The organism is Metaclostridioides mangenotii (assembly GCF_017873185.1).
In the GTDB taxonomy this organism is placed as follows: Bacteria; Bacillota; Clostridia; order Peptostreptococcales; family Peptostreptococcaceae; genus Metaclostridioides; species Metaclostridioides mangenotii.
Map to the genome: position 1 here is coordinate 662,918 of NZ_JAGGJX010000001.1, position 26,042 is coordinate 688,959.

Annotated in this window: 26 protein-coding genes and 1 riboswitch; of the genes, 4 read left to right on the plus strand and 22 right to left on the minus strand. The window is 30.3% G+C overall.

Features of this window, described 5'->3' with window-relative positions:
* Window positions 1-7 precede the first annotated feature (7 nt).
* From J2Z43_RS03200 to J2Z43_RS03210, 3 genes are read right to left on the minus strand one after another with little or no spacing between them, the layout of a single operon-like run.
* Window positions 8-637: a TerD family protein gene (locus J2Z43_RS03200; RefSeq protein WP_209455815.1), complete on the minus strand. Its 630-nt coding sequence runs from the start codon at window positions 635-637 to the stop codon at window positions 8-10.
* A 31-nt stretch (window positions 638-668) separates the two neighbouring features.
* The gene (locus tag J2Z43_RS03205; protein WP_209455816.1) at window positions 669-1,247 is read right to left on the minus strand and encodes a TerD family protein; all 579 of its coding nucleotides are present in this window, start codon (window positions 1,245-1,247) and stop codon (window positions 669-671) included.
* 54 nt (window positions 1,248-1,301) lie between these two features.
* Window positions 1,302-1,880 carry a TerD family protein gene (locus J2Z43_RS03210; protein WP_209455817.1) on the minus strand — a complete coding sequence of 193 codons (579 nt, stop codon included), beginning with the start codon at window positions 1,878-1,880 and terminating at the stop codon, window positions 1,302-1,304.
* Between the two features lie 224 nt (window positions 1,881-2,104).
* Between J2Z43_RS03210 and J2Z43_RS03215 the strand changes: the two genes are divergently transcribed.
* A complete protein-coding gene (locus J2Z43_RS03215; protein WP_209455818.1) occupies window positions 2,105-2,812 on the plus strand; it encodes a superoxide dismutase in 708 nt (235 codons plus the stop codon).
* 129 nt (window positions 2,813-2,941) lie between these two features.
* On the opposite strand, the gene J2Z43_RS03220 is transcribed toward J2Z43_RS03215, so the two are convergent.
* From J2Z43_RS03220 to cysK, 11 genes are all read right to left on the minus strand, one after another.
* The gene (locus tag J2Z43_RS03220) at window positions 2,942-5,476 is read right to left on the minus strand and encodes an FAD-dependent oxidoreductase (protein WP_209455819.1); all 2,535 of its coding nucleotides are present in this window, start codon (window positions 5,474-5,476) and stop codon (window positions 2,942-2,944) included.
* Between the two features lie 235 nt (window positions 5,477-5,711).
* Window positions 5,712-6,338: a PepSY domain-containing protein gene (locus J2Z43_RS03225; protein ID WP_209455820.1), complete on the minus strand. Its 627-nt coding sequence runs from the start codon at window positions 6,336-6,338 to the stop codon at window positions 5,712-5,714.
* 64 nt (window positions 6,339-6,402) lie between these two features.
* Complete coding sequence (locus J2Z43_RS03230; RefSeq protein WP_209455821.1) at window positions 6,403-8,478, minus strand: ABC transporter permease subunit/CPBP intramembrane protease; 2,076 nt, start codon at window positions 8,476-8,478, stop codon at window positions 6,403-6,405.
* Complete coding sequence (locus J2Z43_RS03235; RefSeq protein ID WP_209455822.1) at window positions 8,468-9,259, minus strand: ABC transporter ATP-binding protein; 792 nt, start codon at window positions 9,257-9,259, stop codon at window positions 8,468-8,470. The genes J2Z43_RS03230 and J2Z43_RS03235 overlap by 11 nt, the downstream gene beginning before the upstream one ends.
* Window positions 9,260-9,390: 131 nt before the next feature.
* Window positions 9,391-10,026, minus strand: coding sequence for a thiamine phosphate synthase (thiE, locus tag J2Z43_RS03240; protein WP_209455823.1), 636 nt, complete (start codon window positions 10,024-10,026; stop codon window positions 9,391-9,393).
* A 29-nt stretch (window positions 10,027-10,055) separates the two neighbouring features.
* Complete coding sequence (gene thiM / locus J2Z43_RS03245; protein ID WP_209455824.1) at window positions 10,056-10,841, minus strand: hydroxyethylthiazole kinase; 786 nt, start codon at window positions 10,839-10,841, stop codon at window positions 10,056-10,058.
* A 50-nt stretch (window positions 10,842-10,891) separates the two neighbouring features.
* A complete protein-coding gene (gene thiD, locus J2Z43_RS03250) occupies window positions 10,892-11,686 on the minus strand; it encodes a bifunctional hydroxymethylpyrimidine kinase/phosphomethylpyrimidine kinase (protein WP_209455825.1) in 795 nt (264 codons plus the stop codon).
* A 91-nt stretch (window positions 11,687-11,777) separates the two neighbouring features.
* Window positions 11,778-11,872: riboswitch (TPP riboswitch) on the minus strand.
* Between the two features lie 76 nt (window positions 11,873-11,948).
* Window positions 11,949-12,254, minus strand: a complete 306-nt coding sequence (locus J2Z43_RS03255) for a GIY-YIG nuclease family protein (protein WP_209455826.1) — start codon at window positions 12,252-12,254, stop codon at window positions 11,949-11,951.
* Between the two features lie 108 nt (window positions 12,255-12,362).
* Window positions 12,363-13,733: an amino acid permease gene (locus J2Z43_RS03260; protein ID WP_209455827.1), complete on the minus strand. Its 1,371-nt coding sequence runs from the start codon at window positions 13,731-13,733 to the stop codon at window positions 12,363-12,365.
* 278 nt (window positions 13,734-14,011) lie between these two features.
* Entirely contained in the window at window positions 14,012-14,551 is a 540-nt protein-coding gene (gene epsC, locus J2Z43_RS03265; protein ID WP_209455828.1) for a serine O-acetyltransferase EpsC, read from the minus strand.
* Between the two features lie 36 nt (window positions 14,552-14,587).
* The gene (cysK, locus tag J2Z43_RS03270; RefSeq protein ID WP_209455829.1) at window positions 14,588-15,499 is read right to left on the minus strand and encodes a cysteine synthase A; all 912 of its coding nucleotides are present in this window, start codon (window positions 15,497-15,499) and stop codon (window positions 14,588-14,590) included.
* Window positions 15,500-15,940: 441 nt separating this feature from the next.
* Between cysK and J2Z43_RS03275 the strand changes: the two genes are divergently transcribed.
* Entirely contained in the window at window positions 15,941-16,558 is a 618-nt protein-coding gene (locus J2Z43_RS03275) for a YitT family protein (RefSeq protein WP_209455830.1), read from the plus strand.
* A 240-nt stretch (window positions 16,559-16,798) separates the two neighbouring features.
* Here the strand turns inward: J2Z43_RS03275 and J2Z43_RS03280 are convergent, their stop codons facing one another.
* The 7 genes from J2Z43_RS03280 to J2Z43_RS03310 form a co-directional block, all read right to left on the minus strand.
* Window positions 16,799-18,016: a sensor histidine kinase gene (locus J2Z43_RS03280; RefSeq protein ID WP_209455831.1), complete on the minus strand. Its 1,218-nt coding sequence runs from the start codon at window positions 18,014-18,016 to the stop codon at window positions 16,799-16,801.
* 237 nt (window positions 18,017-18,253) lie between these two features.
* Complete coding sequence (locus tag J2Z43_RS03285; protein ID WP_209455832.1) at window positions 18,254-19,111, minus strand: YihY/virulence factor BrkB family protein; 858 nt, start codon at window positions 19,109-19,111, stop codon at window positions 18,254-18,256.
* A gap of 226 nt (window positions 19,112-19,337) precedes the next feature.
* Window positions 19,338-19,508, minus strand: coding sequence for a hypothetical protein (locus J2Z43_RS03290; RefSeq protein ID WP_209455833.1), 171 nt, complete (start codon window positions 19,506-19,508; stop codon window positions 19,338-19,340).
* Window positions 19,509-19,518: 10 nt separating this feature from the next.
* Window positions 19,519-20,004, minus strand: coding sequence for an RNA polymerase sigma factor (locus tag J2Z43_RS03295; protein ID WP_027701896.1), 486 nt, complete (start codon window positions 20,002-20,004; stop codon window positions 19,519-19,521).
* Between the two features lie 57 nt (window positions 20,005-20,061).
* The gene (locus tag J2Z43_RS03300; protein WP_209455834.1) at window positions 20,062-21,021 is read right to left on the minus strand and encodes a peptidylprolyl isomerase; all 960 of its coding nucleotides are present in this window, start codon (window positions 21,019-21,021) and stop codon (window positions 20,062-20,064) included.
* A gap of 52 nt (window positions 21,022-21,073) precedes the next feature.
* The gene (locus J2Z43_RS03305) at window positions 21,074-21,922 is read right to left on the minus strand and encodes a polysaccharide deacetylase family protein (protein WP_209455835.1); all 849 of its coding nucleotides are present in this window, start codon (window positions 21,920-21,922) and stop codon (window positions 21,074-21,076) included.
* A gap of 221 nt (window positions 21,923-22,143) precedes the next feature.
* Entirely contained in the window at window positions 22,144-23,460 is a 1,317-nt protein-coding gene (locus J2Z43_RS03310; RefSeq protein WP_209455836.1) for an APC family permease, read from the minus strand.
* 456 nt (window positions 23,461-23,916) lie between these two features.
* Here J2Z43_RS03310 and J2Z43_RS03315 point away from each other — a divergent pair, with 456 nt between their 5' ends.
* Both J2Z43_RS03315 and J2Z43_RS03320 read left to right on the plus strand, forming a co-directional pair.
* Window positions 23,917-24,099, plus strand: a complete 183-nt coding sequence (locus J2Z43_RS03315; protein ID WP_209455837.1) for a hypothetical protein — start codon at window positions 23,917-23,919, stop codon at window positions 24,097-24,099.
* Between the two features lie 242 nt (window positions 24,100-24,341).
* On the plus strand, window positions 24,342-25,217 hold the full coding sequence (locus J2Z43_RS03320; protein ID WP_209455838.1) for a nitroreductase family protein: 876 nt from the start codon (window positions 24,342-24,344) through the stop codon (window positions 25,215-25,217).
* A gap of 110 nt (window positions 25,218-25,327) precedes the next feature.
* Here the strand turns inward: J2Z43_RS03320 and J2Z43_RS03325 are convergent, their stop codons facing one another.
* On the minus strand, window positions 25,328-25,981 hold the full coding sequence (locus J2Z43_RS03325) for an FMN-dependent NADH-azoreductase (RefSeq protein WP_234925952.1): 654 nt from the start codon (window positions 25,979-25,981) through the stop codon (window positions 25,328-25,330).
* Between the last annotated feature and the right edge of the window lie 61 nt (window positions 25,982-26,042).

A 26,042-nucleotide genomic window follows, 5' to 3' on the forward strand; every position in this document is an offset into this window, starting at 1 on the left:
CATACTCTTAGATTCCATAACCTCTCTCAATCTTGTCTAAATTTTTTAAAACTTCTGTAAGACTTGAATCTTTAGTTCCCTCACCTATCGCTGCAAATTGCCAACTACCATCTTTTCTAAATATACATCCAACTATTAATGTAGTCTTATCAGCGTAATTATCAGATAAATTGTATTTAATTATTTCTTTACGAGTAGTTTGATCTACTACTCTTATAAAAGCATTTTTTATCATACCAAAGTGCTGATTTCTACGAGTAGAATCGTATATATTTACCACAAATAGCAGTTTATGTATTCTACTTGGTATATTGTCAAGTTCGACTAATATCTGCTCGTCATCTCCATCTCCATCGCCAGTTAAATTATCTCCAGTGTGGATAACAGATCTGCATTTACTCTTTAAGTTTCCAAAATAAATTAAATCCTTTACATTGTCTAGCTTTCCGTTATTATCTAACATAAAAACAGAAGCATCACAATCGATATTAGCTTTACTAGAACCCAATAGAGCTTTTAAAAAACCTCCTCCGCCTTCAGAAACGGGGTCCCATCCAAGACCAACAGTAATCTTGCTCAAACCTGGATTAGATTTTTTTAAATCTATTTTATCACCTTTATTTAAATTAATTGACATACTAAACCTCCATTTTTTGCTTTATAATATTCTAAACACTTAATCCGTAGTTTCTACAAAGTGCCTCAAGCCCGCCTTCAAAACCTGCGCCAACAGCACTAAATTTCCACTCGCCATTGTATCTATATATTTCACAAACAGTTATAGCAGTCTCTATACTAAACTCTTCTCCAAGGTCATATCTAAGTATCTCTTCATCATCTTCATTGTTTATTACTCTTACATATGAATTTGAAACTTGTCCAAAGTTCTGTCTTCTCTGCTCAGCGTCGTATATTGTTACAGTTACTGCAACCTTATCAATATGTTCTGGTATTTTAGGTAAATCCATTACGATTTCCTCGTCATCTCCATCACCTTCACCAGTTCTATTGTCTCCTAAATGCTCAACCGAACCAGAGCTGTGCTTTAAATTGTTATAGAATATAAAGTCTTCATCTCTCTCTACTCTATTAGATTTCCCAACCATAAATACACTAACATCTAAGTCATAGTCATGTCCGCTGTCAAATGAATTAGTATCCCATCCAAGTCCAAGTTTTATTTTTTTAAGACCTGGATTTCCTTTAGTAAGGTCTATTTTTTGTCCTTTTTTAAGTACGATTGCCATAAAATCCCCCCGTCAAAATTCAAATTTAAAACTCTTTTTATATATGCTAAACAGCTATATGTTTATACCAAAGTTTCCACAAAGTGCTGCAAGTCCACCTTCGAATCCAGCTCCTAAAGCATTAAATTTCCATTCGCCATTGTGTCTGTAAAGTTCTGCTACAACTACTGCAGTCTCTATACTAAAATCTTCTCCAAGTTCGTATTTGATAAGTTCTTCATTTGAATCTTTATCTACTATTCTTATATATGAATTACTTACTTGTCCAAAATTTTGCCTTCTTTCTAAAGCATCGTGAATAGTTACAGTAAATGATATTTTATCTATATTATTTGGTACCTTTGATAAATCAACTAAAACCTCTTCATCATCTCCATCACCTTCACCAGTTCTATTGTCACCCAAATGCTCAACTGAACCAGAACTGTGCTTCAAGTTATTGTAGAATACGAAATCACCATCATTCGTAACACTACCATTAGATCCAGTCAAAAAAACGGCTGAATCCAAATCAAAATCAGAGCCACCATCGTATTTATTAGTATCCCAACCCAATCCAACTAAAATGTCTTTAAGACCTGGATTAGTTTTTGTCAAATCTACTTTTTGTCCTTTTGCCAATGTTATACCCATAGTTTTAATCTCCTTACTTATCTTATTTATTAAAGTTTCCTTCATTATTAATAGTATTATATCATTTTTACTACTGATTTGTCCTCAAAATCGCAGCTATTCTAATAAGATTCTAATGATTTAACCTAAAATAAAAAAATCAAAAAAGAATTTTATTGAATAAATTCCATTAAATGTCCTAATAGTTTTATATAACATAGATATACTATTAATGAGGTGATTTTATGAAGAAAAAATTTTTAGTTACACTTGTTTTATCATTTATTTTTACAATTTCATCGTTAACTAACTCAATTGCATTAGCACCTAATCAAAATGCTTTTAAAGTTAAACCTTTGCCATACGCTTACGACGCATTAGAGCCGTATATTGACAAAGAAACTATGATTTTGCACCACAATAAGCACTATCAAGCATATGTCGATAATCTAAACAAAGCTTTAGAAAAATATCCAGAGTTATACAAATACTCTCTAGTTGAGCTTCTGCAAAACATCGACACACTACCTAAAGATATTCAAAAAACTGTTTTAAATAACGCAGGTGGAGCATATAATCACGGTTTTTTCTTTGACATAATGTCACCTGAAAAAACCGAACCTTCAGAAGAACTGAGGGCTTCTATAGAAAGAGATTTTGGATCTTTTGAAAATTTTAAAGAACAATTTAAACATGCCTCTTCTAGCGTATTTGGATCTGGCTGGGCTTGGTTAGTGAAGGATTCTAGTGGAAAGCTATCAATAGTCACTACACCGAATCAAAACAGCCCTGTGTCAGATAATTTAACCCCTGTGATTGGGTTAGATGTTTGGGAACATGCTTACTATTTGAAATACAAGAATGTTAGAGCTGATTATATTGATAATTGGTTTAATGTAGTTAATTGGAAACAAGCTCTTGTGAATTTTAATGGTGGAAATAGCAGAAAATAATGGATCGATTAATATAAAGTGAAAACAAATAAGACATATTGCACAGTTACAGACTTTTCCCAATCTGTGGTGCAGTATGTCTCATTTGATTTTTTTAATTTATCTTAATCAATACATTTATTTTCCCATTTATATAATATGTTCTTTGGCAACTTCATTCGTATTAGCGCCCTGCCCCATAAGTCTCATTACCTTAACAGTTGAGCTCATATCATTTATTAATATAGCTCCAACTAACTTATCATCTTTCATAAATAACTTTTTGTAAATCTTGTTCTTAGGATCTTTCAAGCTTAATTCTCCATCATAATTTTGTATATTTCCTAGAGTAAAAACTTTTGCCTCCATAGCATCTAGTGATACTGGGTAGCTTTCATTTTCAAACTCAATTTCGTCACCGCACGCATTAGCTCCTGCAATTCTACCCATTTCTATTGCTGTTGGCCAGATTGCTAGTACTGCGTTTTCTATTTGCGCTACGTCTCCACATGCGAATATGTTGTCTACTGAAGTCTTCATGTTTCTGTTTACTACTATTCCTCTTTCTACATCTAATGATGTGTCTTTCGCTATTCCTATGTTTGATCTTACTCCTATTGAGAACACTACCATATCACAGTCAATTTTGTTTCCATCTTTAAATACGACATTTGTAGTTCCGTTAGCTTTTTCTATTGATTCGACTGCAACGCCAGTCATAACTGTTACTTTAGCATCTTCTTCTATGCAACTTCTAAGTATTGCACTTCCTTCAGTGTCAAGTTGTCTGCACAGAATATTGTCCATAGCTTCAGCTACTACTACTTCTAATCCTTTTAGTTTGAACTCCCAAGCTGCTTCTAGTCCAAGAAGTCCTCCACCTATTACTACAACTTTTTTAGCTTTATCTGTTGCAACTTTTATAGTTTCTAGGTGTTTTTTATTTCTAAGTGTATATACATTGTCAAAGTCATGACCAGCTATTGGAGGTATAAAGTTGCTACTTCCTGTGGCTATTATAAGTTTATCGTATTTTAATGTTTCATTTCCTATTGATAAAGTAGAATCTTTATCGTTTACCTTGTCTACTCTTGTTTCTAATCTAACTTTTATATTGTTCTCTTCATACCATTTTTTATCTGCTATGAAGAAATCTTTTCCTAGTACTTCGTTTAAACCATCAGAAAGTGCTGGTCTGTAGTATGTTAATTCGCTCTCATCACTTATCATAGTTATATCACAAGTGTTGTTTCTCTTTCTTATTGCATCTGCTGCATAGAATCCAGCTCCACCATTTCCAACAACTACATAGTGTTCATTAGTATCTTTATGGTAAAGGATTTCCTCTTCGTAAACTTCTATAAATTGATCTTCTTTAGCTCCACACGCTGGGCAAACTTGCGGTGGCTCATCACCGTCAAATATTTCATTACATATAACACATTTAAATCTCTTCTTACCTTTTTTCTTAGAGAATGTATGCTTTAATTTTTCTACAAATTTGTCAGCGTATTGATTTATATACCCAATCTCTTCGTGTGATGGCTTGAAGTTAACAGCTAGTGGCTCTATAGTAACCATTCGCAACTGTTTTAATCTCTCCATAAGGTTTTCAGTACCTTCACCACTCCAACCATATGATCCAAATACAGATGCAACTTTTCCACCGTGAATTACTGGGTTAAGAGACATTAATATGTTCCATATAGGTGGTAACGCATCTCCTAATATTGTAGGTGTACCAAGTATAATTCCTTGAGAATTTATGACTTTAGGCATAACTTCCTCTAACTTGCTATCTACTAAATCAAAAGTATTTACTTTATAATCTGTATTTTTTTCTATATAATCTTTTACAGTATCTGCTACAGTTTTCGTATATCCATAAGCTGAAACATAGCATATTGTAACTTCTTTTTCTAAAACTAATTGCTCTTCAGAACTCCACTTGTAGTATAAATCTACTATTCTTCTTGGGTTTTCAGTAAGAACTGGTCCGTGACCTGGACAGATCACATCGATATCCAAATCTCTTATTTTATCGACTGCAGTTACAACAAATGGTTTAAATGGACCCATTATATTGTCGTAGTAGTATCTTAAAGCGTCAAGGTAGTTCTTTTCTTCTTCTTCATTTAAAGTGTTTACTATTTTTTCATTGCTGTAGTGGCTACCAAATGAATCACAAGTAACTAATGTCTTGTCTTCTTTGATATATGTGTAAATAGTATCTGGCCAGTGTAACATCGGTACTGAATAGAACTCTAGAGTTTTATCTCCCAATGAAAGAGTATCTCCATCTTCAACAGTTGTGTATTCAAAATCTCTGTTAACGATTTCCTTAAGGAAAGTAACAGCTCTTTCAGATGCAACTATCTTAGCATTTGGCGCTAAGTCTAGCATTTTTTCAACACTACCCGCATGGTCAGGTTCTGTGTGACTTATTACTATGTAGTCAACTGTGTTCAAGTCAATTTCTAAATCTTTTAGTCTTTCAATGTATTGGTCAAATGTCTTGTCTTTAACAGTTTCAAATAATACTGTCTTTTCACTGCCTTTTAGAACATAAGAATTATATGTAGTTCCGTATGGAGTATACATTATAATATCAAACACTCTAAGACCTGGATCTAGTGCTCCAACCCAATGTAAGTTCTTTTTAATTTCTAACGATTTTAGTGACATAATTATCCCCTCCCAGTTATATTGTTATATTTATACCATGTAAGTTAATTCTTAAACAAGAAATTTAAAATAAGTTCAAAAATATTCGAAAAATTTGTTTTTTGCGAAATAATAAACTCAAATAGATCTAAATTAAATGCTCAATTATAAATAGTGAAATAAAGTAAAAAAATAAGGCTATATCAAAAGCACAGTAAATTACTTATGAATATAGCCTTTAAATTTTTATATATTATTAATCTTTTTTTACTTCTAATACTTCGGAACTTTTAGCGTCAACTTTTACCTTATGCTCTGTTTTGTTTTCTATTATTTTTACTTCATAGTAAGTTATACCATTTTTATTTTTTAAAGACCACTCTTTTACTACCCCACTTTGTTTTTTAGTAGCGATATCCATAGCCTTACTTGGTATTATTGCTTCGTCAAAATTGATTTTTTGCTCTCTTGCAACTCCGTTTTTCTCATGTTCATCAAGCATCTCAGTTTCATCTTTTATGATTTTAGAGGTTTGTGCGTCTATACTGAACTCATACTTGTTTTCATCATCAACGGCTTCTACATCATAAAGATAGTAATTGTGATTTTTATCAAGCTCTAGTTCTACAATGTCAGTATTTTTGTGTTTTTCTCTGAACTTTTCTATAGCCTCCGTATAAGATAATTTTAATTTTTTATCTTTTAAATTATCTTCTTTTGATACTTTATCTGCTTCTTGATTATTTTCATATACTTCATCTTTAACATTACTCGTTATACTTTGTTTATCAGATTTTGCCCTTTCTTTATTTGTATTCATACCACAAGCTGATAAAGAAGATACAAATACCAGCATTATTAATAATGTACTAATTTTTTTCATAATAATAACCTCCTTATTTTAATTCTATTATTTACTAATAAGCAGAATATTATTACACTATTTTTCACTCACTGATTATTACTTTTTTCTTTGACTTAATAAACTTAATACTCTGAAATATTACAAAGTACACTGCAAATATCGCTAAGTACCTGTATAAATCAAAATCTAACAAATCATTTTGCATAGTTATAAATCCTAAATGTGGATTGGCTTTTAGAAAATGTATTCCTATTACAGATATAGAGTTATTGATAAAATGTAAAAGCATTGGCACAAATATAGAACCAGATTTATGCAGTGTATAAGCAAAAATTATCCCCAGTATTGTAGTAGGTATTATTCTTATAAAGTTCATATGCATTATACCAAACAGCAATGAACTTACTAATATAGCAAAAATAATTGCTTTCTTGCTATCTTTTTTATTAGTTTGAATATTTTTTAGAGAAGAGAATATAAATCCTCTAAATAACAGCTCTTCACAAATCGCTGGAGTTCCTGCAATAATCAATATATTTAAAGGCAGATTTCCCTTTATATAAAGTGCATCATTTAAAGCTTCAACAACCTTCATATTTTCTGGGAGCAATTTAAGAAGCGTATTTGTAATCATTATTATCATAATATAGCCTATTATATAGAGAATTAAAGAACCGACTACATGTAATATTTTAGGCGCTCTCAAGCTTAAAACTTCTATAGGATTTGACTTTATATAAAAAATAAATGAAAATACAATGATTATAAATATAGCCTGTGTCATTACAATACCATACATGCCGTATTTCATTTGTACATAACTTCCTACAAATATAAGTAAAACAAGAGCAAGTATATACGCGGCAAATCCATCACTAGGTTTAGGTAAGGTACCTTTTTTGATATTTGATCTCTTCTCTAAGAAAGAAAATCCACTTCCATTACCAAATAGAATTTCCTCTGAATTAAATAGTTTTGATAGTACTAATAAAGCTATTATAACAAAGATTATATTTGATAGAAGTACTACACCTATAAGAGCAAAACTGCTGTTAAATGAAAGTACACTCTTTATAAGCAATGATATATTTACAACTGGTATCATCGCATTAATTCCATTTAACTCCATATTTGGCACCATAGATACATATGAAGGCATCATCACCAAAAGCATTAATGGAGTAATATAATTTTGTGCTTCTTTGAAGCTTTTAGCTAGAGAACACACACACATACTAGCTGCAGATATTACCATTGCAAATATACATATACAAACTAATGTAATTATTATAGGTAATGTTAAACTGCTAAAATTAGAAAAAGCAAATCCCATTTCTCCTAAATCACCGGAGCTGTTAATTATTAAAGCTATCGACATGACCATCGATAGTATATTGAATACAGCCGAAAGTATAGCTATTAATGACACCGACAGATATTTACCTATAACTAGCTCTAAATTAGATATAGGCAAAGTAAATAATGTCTCAAGAGTACCTCTCTCTTTTTCTCCTGCCATTACATCAATTGCTGGATATATTGCCCCCATAAGTATCCCTATAACCAGTATAAATGGAAGAATTCTACCTAAAAGATTACCAGCTACTTCTTCGCTCTTCGCTACATCTACTTCTTTATAAGTTATCGGATTAAGTACTTTATCTGGGCTCATACCACTTTCTTTTATATTTTTATCTACTAACTCACCTTTATACTCATTAAAAGCATCTTCAATCCTATTAGATACAACTGAAGCTTTATTTGCAGATGAATCTATGTATACATTGTAGTCCATTTTGTCTTCACTTTTTTGGATATCTACATACGCATCTATCTTTCCATCAGATATTGCCTTTTTATAATCTTTTACTTTAATTACATTAACTTTTGATGGCTTTTCATCCTTGATATTTCTCTGTTCAGACTTTGGATCTTTTATAGTATTTACCAATTCTTTGTCTGGCTCTGAACTAAAGGCAATATTTATCTCTTGTTTATTTATATCGTTCATAGACATCATCATTATTTGTGATGTCCCCACCATCATAAGAGGATATAAAATTATAGGAAGTACTATCATCATAAATAACGTCTTTTTATCTCTTAATATATCTATCATTTCTTTTTTAAAAACTTGTTTTACTATATTAAATCTCATCGTATTCACCTCTTTCCTTGACAAGCTCTATAAATACATCTCTTAAATTACTCTTATCTGTCTTTTGCTTTAACTCTTCAGATGTACCTTGAGCAATTACTCTTCCTTGGTGAATCATTATGATTTTATCACAGAGTGTCTCTGCCTCTTCCATATAATGTGTCGAGTATAAAACTGTTTTTCCATTTGCTTTTTCATACTTCATAAATTCTATAATCGACGAACTACTCAGTACATCTAAACCAAGAGTAGGTTCATCAAATATATACACTTCAGGCGAGTGAATAAGACAACGAGCTATTGATGTTCGCTGTGTTTGGCCAGTGGACAAATTTTCTATTCTATTATCAATAAATCCTTCCAAATCCATAACTCTTATTATAGATTCTATTTTTCTTTCTATATCACTTTTATCCATCTCATATAGGTTCCCGAATATATTCATAAGCTCTCTTGGAGAAAGTCTACCATATAGTTTTGTATTTCCTGATAGATATCCTATTTCTTTTTTAGCCAAATTTTTATCAACTAAATAATCATGTCCACCTACTATTATCTCTCCAGAAGTAGGTGTAAGTATTCCTCCAAGCATTCTTAATAGTGTCGTCTTGCCTGCACCATTTGGGCCCAGTATCCCTACTATTTCACCCCTATTGGCTTTAAAGCTTACATTATTTACAGCTAAAAAGTCTTCTTTTTTAGTTTTAAATCTCTTCTTTTTATTCTTCTTATCTTTTACTTCTTTTGTAAAAATCTTACTAAGAGAATTTACCTCAATCATTTTTATCACTTCCCTCTTTCTCAATATTGACTACTATATTAATTTTCCCCATTAACTATAATATCAATTATTTCAATATTTTTCCAATTAATAAAGTAATTAAAAAAAGTGACATAAGTCACTTTTTCAATTTAATTAATTTTTGCTATCCATTTTTTTGTTTGATTGTAAATATCATCTGCCTTAAGTATTGAAGATATTACTGAATACCCATCGGCATTTAACGGTATTAGATGATCTACATTTTCTAAACTTATTCCCCCTATTAAAACAAATGGAATATCTACATTTGCCCTTATCTCTTTGACAGTCTCAAATGAAGAATATTCTGCATCGCCCTTTGTATTAGTCGTAAACATAGCTCCTATGCCTATATAGTCTGCTCCATCAGCTAAAGCTTTCTCAGCTTCATTTACAGTTTTAGCTGATACTCCTAAAATTTTATCATCACCAATTAACTTTCTTACATTTATTGCATCTATATCGCTTTGTCCAACATGAACTCCATCTGCATCACATAGAAGTGCGATATCTACTCTGTCATTTATGATCAGCTTTACACCATATTTTCTAGTGAGCTCTCTAAGTTTTAACGCTCTACCTAGAAACTCTCTACCTGATACATTTTTTTCCCTGTGTTGTAATATAGTGACTCCACCTTTAAGTGCTTCTTCAATACAACTGTAGAAATCTCTTTCTTTTACCATCTCGTAATTTGTTATCAGATAAAGCTTAAGCTCTTTTTTTAATTTCTCTCTATCTACCACTAAATTCCGCCTCCATAAAAACTTTCGATTTATATTTTTTCAATTTTTGCAAATGCCTCTAATTTTTCTACGCTTAAACTACTCAAATTATCCATTAAATTAACCCTAAAAGTACCTATACCGGGATCGTTAATTCCAGCTAACTCTCCGCTGAGTGACATTGACAATATCCCCATAGTAGCAGCATTTAGTGTATTTTCAGTCGCACCTAAAAATGATCCCACTAAACTTGTACACATACACCCTGTACCTGTAACTCTTTGTAAATTTTCATCTCCATTAAAAATTTTATATGTAATTTTGCCATCACTTATTGCATCTATTTTACCTGTTGCCGCTGCAATACACTTGTATCTCTTAGCTAAAAGCATTGCTACTTCTGTAGGATCATCTTCATCAAAACAATCTACACCTCTACCATTGAACTCATATCCAGCTAAAAACTTCATTTCTGATATATTTCCTTTTATTACAGTGAAATCAACTTCCTTTAATAGAACTTCGATTAGCTCTCTTCTTTTTTGTGATGCAAATGCTGCAACTGGATCTAAAACTACTGGAATATTAAACTTATTGGCAGCCTTACCAGCTTTAATAAATAACTCCCCAGACTCCATATCCCCTATGTTAATTACTAATGAATTCGCTGAGCTCACCAAATCATCTACTTCATCGATCGATGCACTCATAATAGGGCTAGCTCCTATAGCTAAGGTCACATTTGCACATTCATTAATAGTTACCTTATTTGTGTACTGAACTACAAGAGGCTTAGCTTGTCTAACCCTATCCGTTAAAATAAATAAATCTTTCATATAAATTCCTCCTTTTCTATTTAAATTTTGCTCTATAATTTATTTAAAATCTATTCAAACTTATAGAAATGATGTACAGGCCCTACACCTTTACCAATATCGAAACTGTGCTCAATAGCTTCAGAAATGTATATTTTGCTCAGTCTTATGGCTTCTTTGATATCGTATCCTAAAGCTAAGTATGAAGCTATTGATGATGACAGAGTACACCCTGTTCCATGAGTATTTTTTCTGTCGTACCTCTTCCCTTCATAAACTTCCAGCAAGTCTTTACCCATAAGCACATCCGTAGCATCACCTTCTAAATGTCCACCTTTTATAAGAACATTTTTTGCTCCCATTTCAAGTATTTTTTCACCAGCTTTTTTCATATCTTCAATGTTTTCTATTTTTATTCCAGTTATCTCTTCAGCTTCAGGTACATTTGGAGTCAGTATATAAGAAAGAGGTATTAGATTCTTTATTAAATTTTCCATTGCATCTTGCTTTAAAAGAGGGCAGTTGCTTTTAGAAATCATAACTGGGTCCAACACGACATACTCTGGTTTATATTTCTTTAACCCTTCAGCAACTTGTAAAATTATATCAGAGCTGTACACCATTCCAATCTTCACTGCCTTTGGAAATATATCTGTAAAAACAGCATCCATTTGCTTTTCTATTATATCTGTACTAAGTGCCTCAATACCGTATACTCCTTCTGTATTTTGCGCCGTTATAGCTACTATTACACTCATTCCGTAAGTTCCTAATGCACTAAATGCTTTTAAATCCGCTTGTATTCCAGCTCCTCCTGATGAATCTGAAGTAGCTATTGTAAGTGTTGGTACTCTGTACTTTTGCATAACTATTCCTCCTAAATTTTATTAATATTGTGCACTAAAAAAAGCTATGCCCGATATGGCATAGCTTTTAAATTATAAATATTTATATATCAAAATCTAAGTGTAGCTTGCCTACGCTGGAATTACCCAGATCAGGTCTAAAGGGTCGGAACATCCTCTCAGCAAATTGCACCCCTAGCTTTTTCTATTTAATTATATCTATATATAATTATAGTACACTGTTTTTTTATGTCAAGTTATGAAATACAATTGTATATTGCGTTTATATATTACTTATATCACAAATTGTATATTCTAAAGCTCCTTCTAAATATTTTTTGAGTAACTCTGGATCTTCAATTAGCATTAGCTTCTTCTTTCTATCCAATTGCTTTATTGAATATTCAAGCTTCATTGCTTTGCTTTTGCTAGAACTTAGAAACAAAACTTTTAGCTCAGAAAACCCTTTCGCTCTAGTGTATTTAGAATTTACACCTTTCTTATGTTCCTCTACTCTTCTCTTTATATCAGTCGTGTAACCTGTATAGAGGCTTCCATCTCTACAACTAACGATATAAGTATAAAACAAATGATCACCACCTAATAATGCTTCTATAAATATCATTTTATATCATTATCCAAAATTTTTCTATACAATACGGATTCAATTATTAGGTATACTATCTAAAATTCAGTATTATTTTGCATCCTGACTATTAGTTTTTGGTTTCTTTAATTTGTAACAAATAATCAATCCAATAAACCATACTGGAGTTACAAATAAAGCAAATCTTGTGTCATCAGCCAGACCTAACACTACTAATACAAATGCTAAAAATGCTAGTATTATATAGTTAGACACTGGATATAGAGGCATTTTAAATTTATTTTTAGCTGCTAACTCAGGTCTAGTTTTTCTATATTTAAGGTGACAAATTACAGTTATTCCCCAAATATATATGAAACAAACTGTTGAAACACTAGTTATAAGTGTAAATACTGTTGCAGCACTTGGTATAGCATAATTAAGTATAACTGAAACCGTAACTACTCCTGCTGAAAAATATAGAGCGTTTGCTGGAACTTTGTTTTTTGTTAATTTACTAAAAGGTTTTGGTGCATCTCCTTCTTTTGCTAATGAGAATATCATACGGCTTGTACTGAATACCCCACTATTACAAGCTGAAGCTGCTGAAGTTAACACGACGAAGTTTACTACACTCGCTGCTCCTGTTATACCTATAACTGCGAATACCTTAACAAATGGGCTGGCAGTTGGATCAACTTGATTCCATGGATAGATACTCATGATTACAGCTAGAGCTCCTATATAGAATATAAGTATACGTATAGGAATATTGTTTATAGCGCTTGGTATTACGTTTTCTGGGTCTGCTGTTTCACCAGCTGTAAGACCAACGAGCTCTATTCCAACGAATGCAAACACAACCATTTGGAACGATAGTACAAATCCATTTATACCATTTGCAAAGAAACCGTGATTCCACAAGTTCGAGAAGCTAGCCTTGGTTCCACCTGCCTCAACACCTTTAAATATTAAGACTATTCCGACAACTATCAATGCTAAGATAGCAATAATCTTGATTAGAGCAAACCAGAATTCCATCTCTCCAAAAAGTTTGACTGTGGCTAAGTTCATTGCTACAAGTATAACTAAACAAATTAAACCTGGCACCCACTGCGGTACGGTTGGAAACCAAAACTGAATATACATACCTACAGCAGTTAAGTCTGCCATTGCTATACATACCCAACAGAACCAATACGTCCATCCAGTAACAAATGCAAAAGCGTCTCCTAGATAATCACCAACAAAATCCACAAACGAGTGATAATTTAAGTTAGAAAGCAATAGCTCTCCTAAAGCTCTCATTATTAAGAAACAAATTACACCAGTTATCAGATATGCCAAAAGTATTGATGGCCCTGCCAAGTGTATTGACTTACCTGATCCTAAGAATAGACCTGTTCCTATGGCACCTCCAATTGCAATTAACTGCACGTGACGGTTCTTTAAACCTCTTTCCAGTTGCTGTTCAGACTCCATAGTAAATTCCCCTCCCAATTTAAATCATTTCAAGTCCAAAATAAAGTTTTCTATAGTTAAGAAAAAGCTATGGAAACGTTTTAATTTTTTTATAATTGCAAAGCTCTACTATACTATAGAAACGTTTTCTTTATTTTCTAATATAATAATCTTCTTTGAGAACATGGTCAAGTAAAGTATATGTAAAGAAATGTTAAGCAAATTTAACATATAATAAGAGCTATTGCAAATACTAGTTTCAATTTTCACAATAGCTCGAATATTTTTTTAAGTAATTATTAAATTATTTTATTTTTTCCTATATTTTGCCTATTCACCACAGTGGCAGGTATACCTACAACTGTAGCACCATCTGGAACATCTCGAAGCACAACTGCATTAGCACCTACCTTAGCATTAGATCCTATATTTATAGGCCCTAATACCTTCGCTCCTGCTCCTATAAGCACATTATCTCCAACAGTTGGATGTCTCTTTCCTTTGTCTTTTCCTGTGCCTCCTAATGTGCTTCCATGGAATATTGTAACTCTATTGCCTACTATAGCTGTTTCACCTATTACAACTCCCATTCCATGATCTATAAATATAGCCTCTCCAATTACAGCTCCAGGATGTATCTCAATCCCAGTAAAAAATCTAGATAATTGAGACATAAGCCTCGCTAAAAAAAATCTCTTTTTCTTATATAAAAAATGAGCTCCCCTATGCATAATCATGGCGTGAACAGAAGGATAAAGTAAAAATACTTCAATTTTTGACTTAGACGCGGGATCATTTTCCATAATATATTCCAAATCTTTGTTTATTCTCCTAAACAAATAACCCAACTCCCTTTTTAATATAAATTATATATATTAATCAAATATACCCATGGACATATACTTATCTACACCATCCGGAGCTATAGTAACAATCTTTTTACCCGGATACTTTTTAGAAATCTCGATAGCACCAAATACATTTGCTCCAGATGAAACTCCAACTAAAAGACCTTCTTTTTCAGCTAATACTCTTACGGTCTCAAAAGCATCATCGTCATGAACAGTTAATACCTCATCTACTAAAGTTTCATCATAATTTATAGGTACAAAGTTTGCTCCTATACCCTGTATCTTGTGAGGACCTGATTTACCCTCTGATATTGCAGGTGATTTAGTTGGTTCTATTGCTATAACCTTAACATCAGGTTTTTTCTCTTTTAAATATTTTGCTACTCCAGTAAGTGTTCCTGATGTCCCAACTCCACAAATAAATATATCTATATCCTCTAGATCATTGTATATTTCTACCGCTGTTGTTCTATAATGTATATTTGGATTGTCTTCGTTTTCAAATTGCTTCAATGACTTGTAATTCGAATTACTATCTAAAAGCTCTTGAGCTTTATTTAAAGCCCCTGCCATTCCCTCTTTACCATCTGTAAGTATAAGCTTTGCTCCATACGCCTTCATAAGGTTTCTTCTTTCTACACTCATTGTCTCAGGCATCACTATTACAACTTCATATCCTTTTACTCTGCCGACCATAGAAAGAGCTATCCCTGTATTTCCACTAGTAGCTTCTACAAGTACATCTCCTTTTTTAAGTTCTCCTCTTTTCTCAAGACCTTCAATCATACCAAATACTGCTCTATCTTTAACACTACCCGCTGGATTTGATTTTTCTAATTTTAAATATATATCAGTGTTTTTATCTTTTATCTCCAAATTGTTAATTTTAAACAATGGTGTATTTCCAATTAAATCTAAAATATTTTCATATATCATAATACTTCCTCCTAAAAATTAATCTTACTATCAAATTGATAATAATAAATACATTATAGTATTATCAATTTGATAATACAACCCTTTTTTAAAATATTTAATTTTTTTGAAAAATTAGTCACATTTTTAAAATAAACTAAGTATATTAACGATATCGCTAAATACTTAGTATATGTAAACAAATAAAAAATTAATATAAACTCAACGGTTAATTATACTAAACCTTAAATTAATTATTAAAAACTTTTGGCGTCTATTTATTCTTAAAAGCATTGCAAATACTAACTTATAATTCAAATCTAAATTTTTATAATTTTTTCAATAAAAACTATTGATTTTTTTTATAAAAAACTGTATAATATTTAGTTTTTAAAATCTGCATATACAAACCTATTTTTATCGCATATAATAGATATAAGTTAAAAGAAGGGAAGGTTTTTTATGATTAGCCGGACGAACATGGAGAGAATACTATTAATTTTTATAGGTTCTTCCATACTTGCATTTGGAGTTTACAATTTTTATTATTTAAACAATATTACAGAAGGTGGAGTGTTAGGACTTTTACTACTGCTGAAAAATTTATTTAATATAGAGCCATCAATTGCCAATGTGGTTATAGATATTGCACTGTTATTGGTCGGATATAAATTCTTTGGTAAAAAATTCTTTATTTACTCAATTATCGCATCGGTAAGTTTCTCAGTTCTTTACTACTGCTTTGAAATTATCGGTCCAATAGTGCCCAGATTTGATAGTATGTTATTATCTACAATCTTTGCTGGTACCACAGTAGGTATCGGGGTCGGGCTTATAGTTAAAGCAGGCTGTGCAGCTGGAGGAGATGATGCCATTGCATTAGTGATTTCTAAGACTACATCTTTAGGGCTCGGAAAAATTTATCTTATTGCAGATATTTCGATACTATTATTATCGCTTTTATACTTATCTGCCTTTAATGTATTCTACTCAATAATTGCCGTTACTATAAGCAGTAAAATAATAGATCTTATCTACTATCACGGAAAAAATTTAGAAATAGAATTAAAAGCAAGCTAGTAAATTTAAATAAAAAAATGTTAAGCCAGGATACTTACATATCCTGGCTTAACGCTCTAAAATAAAATAGATGTTTAAATTCTTAGTCAAAATAACTATAATTTTGAGTTGCAAAATTTGCTATTATTTTAGTGATTTTATCGGATTTAGTCGAAAATCTATATTAAACTTCTAATATAAAAGCCCTTCTCTGATATTTATCAAATAAGAGCTTTAAATCATATATTAATTTATGTATTACTATATAGGAAGCGATATTATAAATTCAGTTCCAACATCGACCTCGCTTTTAAGGCTTATTTTTCCATTATGCATATTTACCATGGATTTTACTAATGCAAGTCCTATCCCACTACCCCTAGGTCTACTTATTCCGACTCTGTTAACTTTTTCGAATCTATCAAAAATCTTATCTATTTTATCTTTAGGTATTCCTATCCCATTATCAATTAGTTTGATATTGAAATAATCTTCCTTAATAGATAAATTTATCTTAATTATACCATTTTCGTTATTGTATTTAATTGAATTGCTCAATAAATTAAGTAGTATTCTCTCTATCTTGTCCTTGTCGAAACTTAAAAACAACTCATCTGTCTCCGACTCAAAAATAAGTTGAATATGCTTTTCGGATGCGAATTCCACTATAGAAAGACATGTTGATTCAATAAAGCTTACAATATTAGCAGTTTCCGGATTGAAGTCGTTGTACCCTGATTCAAGCTTGGTAAAATCAATTATATTCTCTACAAGATTTAGCACTCTTGTAGTATTCAACTTCATGATATTTATGTTTCTTCTTATCGCTTGATTGCTTTCCAGTAAATCGTATCCGTTTTTTTCAATAACTTGTAAGGATGAATATATCAAGTTTATAGGAGTTATAAGCTCATGTACTATATTTGTAAAATCTCCCATTTTATTTAAATAAACATCTTCTTCTATATCTTCTCTTAAAATCTCATTTTCATCTATAAAAGTTAAAAATAGATCCATCGTTTCATTATACCTAACTGAACCCTTTTCCATCTTCCTGATACATTGTAAAAAGTTATCTATATTGTCTGAAATAAAATTATAATAATCTTCTCTATATATAAATCCATTGTTTAAATTATTGTAATTTAAAATAATCTCTTTAAAATAAAATACAACTTCACTATCACTCAGTACCTGTGACTCTACACAAAACCATGTTTTTAACTTAGGTATATATTTATAAGTTCTATCGCATTTACATTGCATGTCTTTATTTATATTATTTTGTTCAGTTAAATTAAATAACTTAGTAAAATCAATGCTTCCTATGCCAATTTTACTATCTGTAATATTTAGCATACTATCATTTACGTATTTTACTTCAAATACTTCTTTATTTTCAATCACATACTTATTACAAAGTATGGCTGGAATAGGCATATTTTTTAAATAATCTAAGAATCCTACAAAAGTTCCCATTTTAAATCGATTCTCCTTATTATAGAATAAAGTGTTAATTTATGTATATTACGACATATTTATTTAATTATAACATACTTATAACATATTTTTACAATTTATCTACTCTTTATCATTGTTCATAGCTATTTTTGCATCTTATATAATCATATTTTTGTATATAGTATACATCATTATATGAATGGTTAAAAATCAATATAATACTATCTGTATTTATATTACTTTTTAATATAGTCTTCAGTTTTGTAAATTTTCTCTAATTTTCTTTGTTAATATAGTATTTCTTCTGTAGTAAAGTCTTATATTCAATTCATAACCTATAGTTATTACCCAGCTACTAAAATAAATCCATGTAATAAGAACTATAATCTCGGCTATGCTTCCGTATATAGCTTCGTAATTTGCCCAGTGATTTGTATAATAAGAATATACGTATGATACCAAAAACCACGAAAATGTCGCAAATACTGATCCAGGAACTACTTCTCTAAAATTTATTTTTTTATTTGGAGTATACTTGTAAAGTATTGTGAACACAACTATTATCATTATTATTGTTATACTGTATCTAAGTATATTCCACAAGGTTAAAAATACATTATCAAGACCCACAAATGTAAATAAGAAAAGACCTATTTTTTCTCCATAAATTAAAAATATTATAGACATAAAGATTAACAAAAGAAGAATAAATGTAAAGAAAAAAGATATAAACATTATTTTAAAGAACGACCTTGTTTCCTTTACACGATAAGACTTGTTCATCCCTTTAATTAATGCTTTTACGGCTCTCGAAGTAGTCCACATTGTCAAAATTAAACTCATGCAAAGAAACTTTAAATTCCTATTGTCAATTGCAGAAACTATAATCGATGATAATACATCAAATACACTTGTAGGCATAATACTTGCAAACATCCCTGAGTATTTATTTAAATGAAATTCAGGAATATAAGCAACTCCACTTATAAAACAAAGTAAAAATGGAAATATAGAAAGTAAAATAAAAAACGATAGCTCTGCAGTTCTTGAACTGAGTTCACTGTAATTTAATCTATTTACTATTTCCCTAAATTTATTATATATAGATAACATAAATCTCTCCTTTTAAAATATCTTTATAAAAAATTACACTTATATTTGATTATATGGTGTTTTTTTCATTTTTATTTAATTTTAACATATAACATTACTTTTATTTTAATTCTTTGTATATATTATATCCTATTGATAATTAAACTTACGATAAAAAAATACAGAGGTCAGTTCCTCTGTATTTTTAGTTAAGTTATATACATCACTAACTTTATTTATTTAATTCTCAATATGAATTATTATCTATATTACCGAAATTTTCTCTCTTTATTTTAACCAAAATAATATTTGACATGCTATCAATAGTATTTTTATTGATCAAATTATCTAACTTACTCGGTATAATCATATTTTTATAGTCCGTTTTTAATTTTTCTAAGGCCTCGAATTTATCCATTTAGCAACGCCTACTCTTTAATTTTATATTTTAATTTTTTAAGTGCTGTATAAAGTCTGGTTTTTACTGTATTTACATTCTCATCCAGTATCTCTGCAACTTCTTCAATTTTTAAATCTTCAAAAAATCTCAGTAACAATATAGATTTATACTCTATTGGAAGCTCTTCTAAAGCTTTTCTTAAGTCAATATCTGTATATTTATCGTATACACCATCTTGATCTAAAGGTAGTTCAGTAGAAACTAAATTTTTATATCGAGCATTTTTTCTAATATTGTCAATGCTTGTTCTGATAAGTATTTTATAAAACCATGTCTTTATATAATTTATATCCTGAAGATTATCAACGGAGTAAAGAGCTTTATATATCGACTCCTGTACTACATCAAGTGCATCGTCTTCATTTTTTGTATAACTATATGCGACTCTATAAAACGAGTTTTTGTTTTCAATAATATACTCCTCAGCTTTTATTCTGTTATCACTCTTAAACATCCTGTAAATCTCCTCTCGATTACAGGCTAGGACGATTTTCTAAGATTTAAACTTATACTATTTTTTTATATCAGCATTTTTTTCCAATGAATCTAAATGTTTTAAAAACTTTCCATTAATAATTTTTTCTCTAATCATACTTCTGCTATCTTCAAAACTTAAATTTTTATTTTTCTTGTCATTAATCCTTACAATATGGTATCCATAACTAGTTTCAAATACATTTGAAGTTTTACCTTTTTCTAAACTAAAAACATGTTTTGTAAACTCGGCATTTTTACTATCTTTAGTAAAATATCCAAGCCCACCACCGTTTTTTCCAGTAGATTTATCATCTGAATACTTTTTAGCCAATGCTTCAAAATTTGCACCATTTTCAAGCTCAGTAAAAACTTTGTCTGCTTTTTCTTTAAGTTTCTGTTTTTCAGTATCATTAACAGTTTTTTTCTCTTTATCCAAAGTCGAAATCAATATATGTGATGCGTCGACTTCAGGTACTTTAAATTCATCTTTATTGTTTCTATAGTAATTTTGAATTTCTTCTTCACTGATATTCAACTTATCTATAAAATCTTTTCTGTATTTTTCAATTGTCAAATCTCTAGATATCTCTTTTAGTAAGTACTCTTTATCAACACCTGCTTTATCCAACTCTTTCTTATAGCTTGCGTTTGATTCTATATCTCTGCTTAATTCTTCGTATTTAGAATTAATATCTGCCTTGCTTGGAGAAAATCCTTTATCCTTAGCCTCTTGATATAAAAGTTCATTATCTATCATAAATGATATTAACATATTTTCCAAATCTTTTTTTCCTTTTTTATCTAATGACTTGTTCATATCATCAAAAGTTTCCCCGTTTAAGTAGTCATTTGTCAAAGACAGTATTGATTTAGTCTTTTCAAAACCTTCTTTTGTTATCTCAACATCATTTACAGTCGCTATGCTCTTCCCACTACATGCTGTAAGCGAAATAGAAATCAGTCCTATAATTCCTATGTAGATTATTTTTTTCAATATAATGCACCTCGTCAATTCTTATTTATAATTCAAAATATAATTATTACTTCTATTTTAAGTTATTAAGCCAATAATTATGTGGAGTTTGGTTTTGCTCTATTGGTAAAAATTCATAACCTTGAGAAGCTAGATACGTAAGCATTGGATCCAATGCGTCCAAACTCTGTTGCTTTTCGTGTATAAGAACAATTACTCTGTCTGCTGAAGGATCGTGATTTTTTACACTGTCCACAATCTGAGTAGAGTTAGCTTTCCAGTCTATAGTGTCTAAATCCCAGTCCCAAATTTTATACCCAGCTGCGATCATGGCATCATAAGAAGCTTGTGGTGTATAAGGCTTACTCCCATAAGGTATTCTGATTACTTTTGAATTTGTTCCTGTTATTTCATGTAGTGTTCTATCATTTTGATCAAATTCTTCTTTAGCAGAAGTCGGAGTTTTATATAGCTTTTTTATATCGTGTGTTACACTGTGAAATCCAGGTGTATTTCCACTATTAACTATATTTTTTACCTGCTCTGGATATGCTTTCATGTTACCATCAATCATAAAGAATGTAGCCTTAGCATTATGCTTTTCTAGAACTTTAATCAATTGATCGGTAAACTGTGACGGTCCATCATCTATAGTTATATATGCTACCTTTCCTGCGCTCTTGCTTGGCCCTTTATTGATTTCTCCAGAGGCGTTGCTAACAATACTCATTACAGTACTATTCGCAAGCTCAGAGTCTCTTACAGCCTTTTCTTCTACATTAGCATTGTTTTTAAAAGTTATTATACCGAACGCGGCAGCTGCAACTACAACAATTCCTCCCAATACTATCGATACTTTCTTTCCATTAATTCTTTTTTTCTTGTTTCTACTGTTTCTACTGTATATATTCTTTTTCCTCATTGCAATTCCTCCAAATTTTGCTATTTACGCTTATATACCCCGCATATAAAAAACGACCTAATATATAGACGTTTTGTTTCTACAAAAAGTTTTAAATTTTTTAAAATAATTATCAAATTTAATATTAATTTGTATAATTATATTATAGCAAAATAAAAGCCCTAGTTAAACTAGGACTTTTTTATATAAAATATTTTAATTCTTAAATATATTTTTTTAATCTAATTTTTCTTATTCATTAAGTATATTGGTAAACCTAATGCAGTAATACCTAAACTTCCGAAAGCTACCAATCTAGGTCCCCAACCAGAGAATAATAATAGATTTATTAATACAAAAGATCCACTTATTATAGCAATTAACGGTATAATTGGATATAGCGGAACTTTATAACTTCTAGGAGTATCTGGTTGTGTTTTTCTTAGTTTGATAACTCCTATAAATGTAAGTACATAGAATAACCAACTTGCAAATACTGCTAAGTCTGTAAGTAAGTTAAATTGGTTAGTTAAAGCGTATATACCAGCTATTGTAGCCATAAATATAATAGCGTTTGCCGGAACTTTAGCACCGTTTAACTTTGCTAATTTATCAGAGAACGGTAGAGTTTTATCCTCAGCTAATGTATATACAACTCTTGGTCCTGTTAATAGGTATCCATTTAATGTACCAAATACTGATATTAGTATACCAACAGATATTATAGTACCGCCCACATCGCCAAATATTTTTGTAGCAACAGCTGAAGCTGGTGATGTTTCTAGTGCTAATTGACTAGCAGGTAAAACCCATAAGTAAGCTAAGTTGATAACAAAGTATACTGCAGTTGTTATTGTAAGACCACCTATTATAGCTCTTGGTAAATCTTTTCCTGGATTCTTCATCTCTCCAGCTATAGCCCCAACATTCATCCAACCCTCATAAGCGAATAGTATAGCTATAAGAACTTGCCCAATTACACTTCCTAAACTAACACCTGAACCTACAAGCGGTCTAAACACGTCAGCTTCTCCACTACCTTTTATGAAACCAAATACCATTATAACTACTAGAGGAATTAACTTACATACAGTTGATACTGTTTGTATTCCACCTGCAGTTTTAGATCCCATCGTGTTTAAGAAAGCAACTATAATTATTAAACCAATTGCTACTGGCAATTGAAATTGTGTAGCTCCAATCATTTCAGTAAATTGCTGTGCAAATATAACAGCAAGAGCCGCAGCCATACCAGGGAAAAATAACACTATTTGCATCCATCCTGCTAAAAATCCTAATTTGTCTCCATAAATTTCTTTAATATATACCATCATTCCACCAGTTTTAGGTATCATTGCTGCAACTTCTGCCGCTGTTAAACCAGCTGCAATTGTCATAAGTCCTGCAAATAGCCATGCTAACATTCCAAGGCCAGGCTCACCGCCAGTCAGTGCGTAAACTGCTTGAGGCTTAAAGAACACACCAGATCCAATTACTGAACCAATAACTGTCGACATTGCTGCTGACAGTCCAAGCGTCTTTTTAAGTTCATTACTCATATAATTCCCTCCTAATTTTCAATTTTTAATACAAACTTTTATAATACAAATATTTTATATACTTTAATAAGTATAATATAAATTTCTAAAAATTCAAATATATTTTAAAAATTTTACATACATTTAAAACTATTCTTTAAAATCGATTATTTTAACCAATAAACTTTTTTTCTAAACTAAAAATAATTTATAGTATAATAATATTAAGAAGCAGTTAAAATAATCTAAAGTTAATATTAAATATATTTTTAATTTCATATTACTTTATAAAATTTTATATTTCTAGAAATTTAGTTAAAATTAAATCGTTTTCACATCATTAAATAGATTCTTTTGCAATAATATAAAGGAAGTTTGTATAAAAAACTAATTAATTGTAAAAGCTTTAATTAAAGTTAAATAAAATTTCCTTAAATATAGTATAATATATTTAATTAAATGTAAAGGGATGATTTTATGTATAGATATGATGACTATGTAAATTTAACAGATGATCCTGAATTACCACCTGAAATAAGAAACAAATGTTTAAGAATTGTAAGTATTTCAGATAATTTAGAAGATATAATGGTAGTACATGAATTAAAGTTATACGCAATACAAGAAAAACATATAGCGGGATCTTGCGCATGTAGATAGTATTTATTTCGTGGATTTTTATTTATATACTTTACCTATATTGAAACTGTTTTAATCAATATAGGTTTTTATTGTGTGGATAAATTTCATGTATATTTACTGTAATATAAAATTTAATAAGTTTAATTGCACTTATTCTATATTTGTTGACTATATAGAATTTATAATGATATTATCTATATAAGAACTAAAATATTTAATAATATATTTATGCTAAATATAGTATTAGGAGGTTTAATATAATGGATTACAAAGCACTTATATCTAATCGTAAATCAATAAGAGAATTTAAAGACACTCCGATAAAGCAAGAGCAACTTGTTGAATTAGAAAAGTTTTCAGATTCTTGTAAAAAGCTTGTTCCAAACATCGAAGTAGAAATCAAGCTACTTGACAACTCTAGGGACAAAGTATCCGAAAAGCTACAAAATATAGCTGGTTATAAGGGAAATATGATAGAAGCTCCAAACTACATATTTATTCTATCAGAAGTTGTTGATAACCACATTGAAAATGCTGGTTATATTGGAGAAAACATAGTATTAAAAGCAACAGAAATTGAAATTGACTCTTGTTGGATAACTTTTGAAGACAGCGAGAAAATATTAGACAAACTTGAGATCAGTTCTAACAAAAATATTTCAGCAATAATAGCACTTGGCTACGAAGCTACTTCTTATAAGAAAAAAATAGTTAACCCGACTAAAACTGGTGAAAGCTACTCACTATCAAATATGGAGATAGTTGACAACGATACATCTACAAGACTTGGTGTAGAAGAAATAGTTTATATTGATGAATGGGGTAAAAATATTGATGCTGAAACATTAGCTGAAAGAGCTTTACTAGATGCCTTTAACTATGCAAGAATGGCCCCTTCGACTTTAAATAGACAACCATGGAGATTTATAGTTGATGGAGGAAAAGTTATACTAGCTGTAAGAAATGATGAGTATACAAACACTTATGAATCAAAAATAGATGCTGGTATAGTAATGCTATTTTTCGAATCAATTGTAAGAACTACATTATTTGATACAAGTTGGACATTAGAAAAGACTGACAAAACATATAATATCCCTAGTGACTATAAGTATATTGGATATTGTAATATATAGATTTAAATGCCACAATAAAAGAAAACCTGCTTCTATATGGATAATTCTTCATACAAAGCAGGTTTTTAAATTTCAAACGCTTTAAATTTCCTATTAGTTTAAATAAAATGCTAAAACTTCAAACTATCTATAACCTCATCTATCTTGTCATAGGCATTTTTCAAAGAACTTTGCCTCTCTTCTTCTGTAGTTCCTGTCCCATCAACTAATAATTCCTCAAATTTTTTTATGCCTATAAACTTCATTATACTTTCAATATAATTTAAGCCTTTATTTAATATCGGTTTCATAATCCACGGTATTTTGGCTCCAGACGATTGTACATACACTACACTTCTGTCAAAATCATTTAATAATCCATCTGGTTTTTCATCGTCATCAAATGTAATAGTTTTTCCATCTTGAACTATACAATCAATGTAAGCTTTTAATTGTGATGGAAATGATAAACTCCACATTGGAGAAGATATTACATATACTCTGGCTTCCACAAACTGATCACAAAGTTCGTTTATTATATTTATTTCTCTTTTGTCTTGTTCTCCTAAATTTGTAAGTTTATCTTCTTTTACAAGTGAATTTCTTTTTTCATAATATTGATATTCTAATTTTGGGATATGATTTTTATACAGATCTATTTCTTCTAAAATAAAATCTGGATTTCTCTCTAAAAATCTATTTATAAATTTTCTTGCAACAGTTTTACTTGAAGATAAATCTTCGGGTTTTGAATTCACACTTATATAAAGTAGTTTTTTTTTCAAAATAGTTACCTCCTTATTTCTTTCTATTAGTATCTCTATTGAAAAACCTTTTATACAAGTA